This window comes from Aeromicrobium sp. Leaf272 (genome assembly GCF_001422865.1).
In the GTDB taxonomy this organism is placed as follows: domain Bacteria; phylum Actinomycetota; class Actinomycetes; order Propionibacteriales; family Nocardioidaceae; genus Aeromicrobium.
Genome location: NZ_LMMY01000011.1, coordinates 271,105 through 276,101 on the forward strand (window position 1 = coordinate 271,105; position 4,997 = coordinate 276,101).

Below are 4,997 nucleotides of genomic sequence, written 5' to 3' on the forward strand. Positions count from 1 at the left end.
TCTCGGGCGACGCCGGCGTCGCTGCCGACTGCGACGAGATCGTGGTGGTCGACCCCGGAGGGGACCCCGACCCCGACGAGCCGACCGAGGAGACCGGTACCTCCGGCGATGACGAGACCGGCACTGCCGGGATCTCCGACGCCGGTGGCACCCTGCCGAACGCCGGCGGCACCTCGCTCTGGCTGCTCGCGGCCGGCGCGATGCTCGCACTCGCCGGCATGACGGTCCTGCGCCGGGGCAGCCGCTCCGACGACGCTGCGCCGACCTCGGTCGCGGTGGGCCACGTCGCGATGGCCGGACCGCCTCCTTCGGCAGCGCTTCCGGCACTGGTGGCCCCGGCTTCCCTCACGAGCCGTGCGGCGCCCCGCCGGGTGCTGCGCCGACGTGACCTGGCCTGGCTGGGTGCGGCGGTGGCGATCGCCCTGGGCATCGGAGTCCGGCGCCAGCGCGCCTGACCCGTGAACGAGGACCGCCCGGCACCCTGGGGTGCCGGGCGGTCCTCGTTCGTCAGGGGACGACGCGTCCGAGCTCGGCGTTCAGCGAGGTCTTGAGCGCGTCCGGGGCGAAGGAGGCGTCGACGGCCGCTCGCGCCAGGTCGACGACGCCCGCGCGGTCGAGGCCGAGCAGGTCGGCGGCCACCGCGTACTCGCGCGACAGGGTGGTGCCGAACATGGGCGGGTCGTCGCTGTTGATCGTCACCGGGACCCCGGCGGCCACCAACGTGGGCAGCGGGTGCTCGGCGAGCGACGGGACGGAACGGGTGCACACGTTCGACGTGGGGCACACCTCGAGCACGATCCCGCGCTCGGCGAGCAGCGCCATGAGCTCGGGGTCCTGCGCCGCGGCGATGCCGTGGCCGATGCGCTCGGCCCCGAGGTGCTCGATCGCGTCGCGGATCGTCTGCGGGCCGGTGGACTCACCCGCGTGCGGGACGCTGCGCAGCCCCGCGGCGCGGGCGGCGTCGAAGTGCCGTGCGAACTGCGGCCGCGGGACGCCGACCTCGGGGCCGCCCAGGCCGAAGCCCACCAGCGCGTCGGGCCGCAGCCGCAGCGCGACGTCGAGCGTCACGTCGGCCGCCTCCACCCCGGACTCGCCGGGGACGTCGAAGATCCAGCGCAGCACCAGGCCGGTCTCGGCCTCCACCCGACGGCGGGCGTCCTCGACGGCCTCGAGGTAGGCCTCGGCGGGGATGCCGCGCACGATCGACGTGTACGGCGTGAGCGTCAGCTCGGCGTACCGCACGTTCTGCGCCGCGAGATCGGTGCCCACCTGGTGGGTGAGGGTCCAGAGGTCGTCGGGCGTGCGCAGCAGGTCCACGACCGACAGGTAGACCTCGATGAAGTGCGCGAAGTCGGTGAACCGGAAGTAGTCGGCGAGCGCGGTGGGGTTGGTCGGCACGGGCGTGCTGCCCTCGTGGCGCTGGGCCAGCGTGGAGACCGCCTCGATCGATGCCGACCCGACGTGGTGCACGTGCAGCTCGGCCTTCGGGAGCGCCTGGAGGAACGCGATGTCGACCGAACCGGTGTGGGCGGCTCCGGCGTCGTCGGCGCTCCGCCCGCTCATGGGACGTCGGTCGCTTCGGGCACCACCGAGAGGTGGGGCTGGGCCGCCTGCTGCTGCCGCTCGACCACGCTGCCGCGGTCGGCGAAGTCGACCTCGAGCGTGAGCACGTTCTCGTCGTCGAGGTCGAACGTGACCCGACGGGCCGTGGCCGTGAGGTTGCCGGCCTTGCCCTCCTCGAGCCACTCGGTGCTGCCGTCGTCGGAGACCAGGCCCACCCGGGCCTGCTCGCCGCGCTGCCCCCGGAAGACGACCGGGCCGGGGCCGCTGTCGCGGATCACCAGGGCGCCGCGGCTGACCCGCCGGTCGTCGGTCTCGACGGTGGGGGTCTCCTCACCACCGAAACGCCCGAACGACCACTTCTGGTCGACGAGCACGACGTCCTCGCCCGACCTGCCGTCACTGACCTCGTACCTCACGATCAACACGTCCGTCAGTCTAGGCAGGTGCCCGCAGGCGCGACCGGACGGTGCACCCGCCCGGCGCGCGACCCGTCCGGCACCGCCTCAGGCGCCGGGGACGATCGCCGTGATGACGGTGCCGTCGGAGCGGCGCGTGCCGGCCGGGTTCGGCGGCTCACCCTCGAGCCGCGGCCCCTGGCCCGCGAGGGCGACCGTGACCGGCTCGCCCGGGCCCACGACGACCTCGGTGCCGCGCACGTCGAACGCGAGGTGGCCGTCGCCGTCCTCCACCGTGAGGTCGAGCTCGTCGGGGCGCACCGTCACCCGCACCCGGGTGCCGCGCAGCGTGACCCGGTAGGTGAGCGACTCCCAGTCGTCGGGCAGGCGCGGATCGATGCACCACTGGCCGGCGCCGAGGTCGCGGAACCCGCCGAACCCGGCGGCCACGGCGCTCCACACGCCACCGGTCGACGCCACGTGGACGCCGTCGGACGTGTTGCCGTGCCGGTCGGCCAGGTCGACGAAGAGCGCCGACAGGAAGTAGCGGTACGCCAGGTCGTGGTACCCGACCTCGGCCGCGATGATCGACTGCACGACGGCCGACAACGTCGAGTCGCCCGTGGTGATCGGGTCGTAGTACTCGAAGTCGGCGCGCTTCTGCTCGGGCGTGAAGTCCTCGCCCTGCAGGAACAGCGCCAGCACGACGTCGGCCTGCTTGAGCACCTGGAACCGGTAGATGACCAGCGGGTGGTAGTGCAGCAGCAGGGGGCGGCTGTCGAGCGGCGTGTGGTCGAGGTCCCACATCTCGCGCTCGAGGAAGTGCGAGTCCTGCGGGTGGATGCCGAGGTGCTCGTCGAACGGGATGCTCATGCCACGCGCGGCACGTCCCCACTCCTCGACCTCCTCCTCGGTGAGCGAGAGCCGCTCGGCCGCGGCCTCGTAGGCGGCGGGGTTGGCGTGCTGGAGGGTGCGGACCGCCTCGGCCGCCCGGCGCAGGTTGAAGCGCGCCATGACGTTCGTGTACAGGTTGTCGTTCACGACCGTCGTGTACTCGTCGGGACCGGTGACGCTGTGGATGTGGAAGGTCCCGCCCTCCTCGCTGCGCCAGAAGCCGAGGTCGGCCCACAGTCGGGCCGTCTCGACGAAGATGTCGATGCCCTGGCGGTCGAGGAACTCGGTGTCGCCCGTGGCGCCGATGTACTGGCTCAGCGCGTACGCGATGTCGGCGTCGATGTGGTACTGCGCGGTGCCGGCCGCGTAGTACGCCGACGCCTCCTCACCGTTGATGGTCCGCCACGGGAACAGGGCGCCCTTCTGGGCGAGCTGGTCGGCGCGACGGCGGGCCGCGTCGAGCAGCGAGTAGCGGAACCGCAGCGCGTTGCGGGCCGCGCTCGGGGTCGTGTACGTCAGGAACGGCATGACGTAGACCTCGGTGTCCCAGAAGTAGTGGCCGCCGTAGCCCGAGCCGGTGACCCCCTTCGCGGGGATGCCCTGGCCCTCGGCCCGCGCCGACGCCTGCACGATCGAGAACAGGTTCCAGCGGATGGCCTGCTGGATCTCCGGCTGGCCCGGGACCTCCACGTCGGCGCGCTGCCAGAACGCGGTCAGCCAGTCGCGCTGGTCGCTCGTCTGCTGCTCCACGCCCTGCTCGCGCACCCGGTCGAGAGTGCGTCGGCAGCGGTCGAGCAGCTCGCGCGAGGGCACCCCGCGCGACGTGTGGTACGCCACCGTCTTGGTGAGCCGGATGGGCACGCCGGGCTCGGCGGCGATCCGGAACGTCGTCTTCGCGAGGTCGTCGCCGGTGACCACGCGACTCGTGACCATGTTCTCGGTCTGCAGGTCGTGGTCGGCCATCACGGCGAGCGTCATGCCGCTCTCGGCGCACCGGTACCCCAGCGCCACGCGTCCGGTGTCGGGCTCGCCGAGCTGCTCCTGGGGCTCGAGCACACGGCGCTGGAGCCGCTCGGCCTTGCGGGGGTCGTTGCCCTCGCCGACCTTGCCCTCGCCCATCGCGCTGGCGCGCACGTGGTACTCGTCCTCGCCGTCCTGGCGGTTGAGGATCTGCGACGAGATGGCCACCGGCGCGGAGTCGTCGAGCAGCGTGACCTCGAAGGTCATGATCGCGAGGTGCTTCTGCGCCAGGCTGACCATGCGGGTGGACTCGATCCGGACCCGCTTGCCCGACGGGGTCCGCCACAGCAGGCTCCGCCGGAGCACGCCCTCGCGCAGGTCGAGGCTGCGCTCGTAGCCGAGCAGGTCGGCCACCGAGAGCAGCAGCGGCTCGTCGTCGACGTAGAGCCGGATGATCTTGGCGTCGGGGGCGTTGACGATCGTCTGGCCGACCCGGGCGAACCCGAAGGCCTCCTCGGCGTGCTGGATCGGCCACGTCTCGTGGAAGCCGTTCACGAACGTGCCGTGCGTGTGGGAGTCGCGACCCTCCTCCACGTTGCCGCGCAGGCCGAGGTAGCCGTTGCCGACGGCGAACACGGTCTCGGTGAGGCCCAGGTCGCTGCTGTCGTAGCGGACCTCGGTGAGCTTCCACGGGTCCACGGGGAAGCGCGAGCGGTCGAGGAAGTCGCGCACCGGCGGCGCCTCGTGCGAGGGGCCGAAGCCGCGGTCCTCGTCGGTGCCGGGCGCGGGCTGGTCGAGCGGCGACATCAGAGCAGGTCTCGCAGGTCGCTCACGACCTCGTCGGCTCCGTGCTCGCGCAGCGCGTCGGCTCCGGCGCCGCGGTCGACGCCCACGACCAGGCCGAAGCGTCCGGCGTGGCCGGCGGCGACGCCCGAGGTGGCGTCCTCGAGCACCACGGCTCGCGACGGCTCGACGTCGAGCTGCTGCGCGGCGAAGAGGAAGGTGTCGGGCGCGGGCTTGCCGGCGAGCTGGCGGTCCCCCGCCACGACGCCGTCGACGATCACCGGGAAGTGGTCGATGAGCCCGGCGGCGCGCAGCACCTTGGGGGCGTTGCGCGAGCTGGAGACGATCGCCATCTGCGTGCCGGCGGCGGCCAGCTGCTCCACGAGCGCCACGGAGCCCGGG

The 4,997-nt window shown here is 73.0% G+C and carries 5 protein-coding genes; 1 reads left to right on the top strand and 4 read right to left on the bottom strand.

Annotated elements, in window-relative coordinates; genetic code table 11:
- Positions 1–455: hypothetical protein (locus tag ASF38_RS17995; RefSeq protein WP_200914464.1), on the top strand; the 455-nt coding region annotated here is incomplete at its 5' end.
- Positions 456–507: 52 nt separating this feature from the next.
- Here the strand turns inward: ASF38_RS17995 and ASF38_RS08390 are convergent.
- The 4 genes from ASF38_RS08390 to ASF38_RS19205 all read right to left on the bottom strand — a co-directional run.
- Positions 508–1,563: an adenosine deaminase gene (locus ASF38_RS08390; protein ID WP_056575125.1), complete on the bottom strand. Its 1,056-nt coding sequence runs from the start codon at positions 1,561–1,563 to the stop codon at positions 508–510.
- The gene (locus ASF38_RS08395; protein WP_156364731.1) at positions 1,560–1,988 is read right to left on the bottom strand and encodes a hypothetical protein; all 429 of its coding nucleotides are present in this window, start codon (positions 1,986–1,988) and stop codon (positions 1,560–1,562) included. The genes ASF38_RS08390 and ASF38_RS08395 overlap by 4 nt, the downstream gene beginning before the upstream one ends.
- Positions 1,989–2,066: 78 nt before the next feature.
- Positions 2,067–4,619: a glycoside hydrolase family 65 protein gene (locus ASF38_RS08400; protein ID WP_082480616.1), complete on the bottom strand. Its 2,553-nt coding sequence runs from the start codon at positions 4,617–4,619 to the stop codon at positions 2,067–2,069.
- The coding region (locus ASF38_RS19205; protein ID WP_235497528.1) for an HAD family phosphatase at positions 4,619–4,997 on the bottom strand (379 nt) is incomplete at its 5' end. The genes ASF38_RS19205 and ASF38_RS08400, both read right to left, overlap by 1 nt.

Excerpts from the sequence above, each read along its gene's own strand:
- ASF38_RS08390 (WP_056575125.1), bottom strand. The coding sequence starts at position 1,563 with ATGAGCGGGCGGAGCGCCGACGACGCCGGAGCCGCCCACACCGGTTCG.
- ASF38_RS08400 (WP_082480616.1), bottom strand. The coding sequence starts at position 4,619 with ATGTCGCCGCTCGACCAGCCCGCGCCCGGCACCGACGAGGACCGCGGC.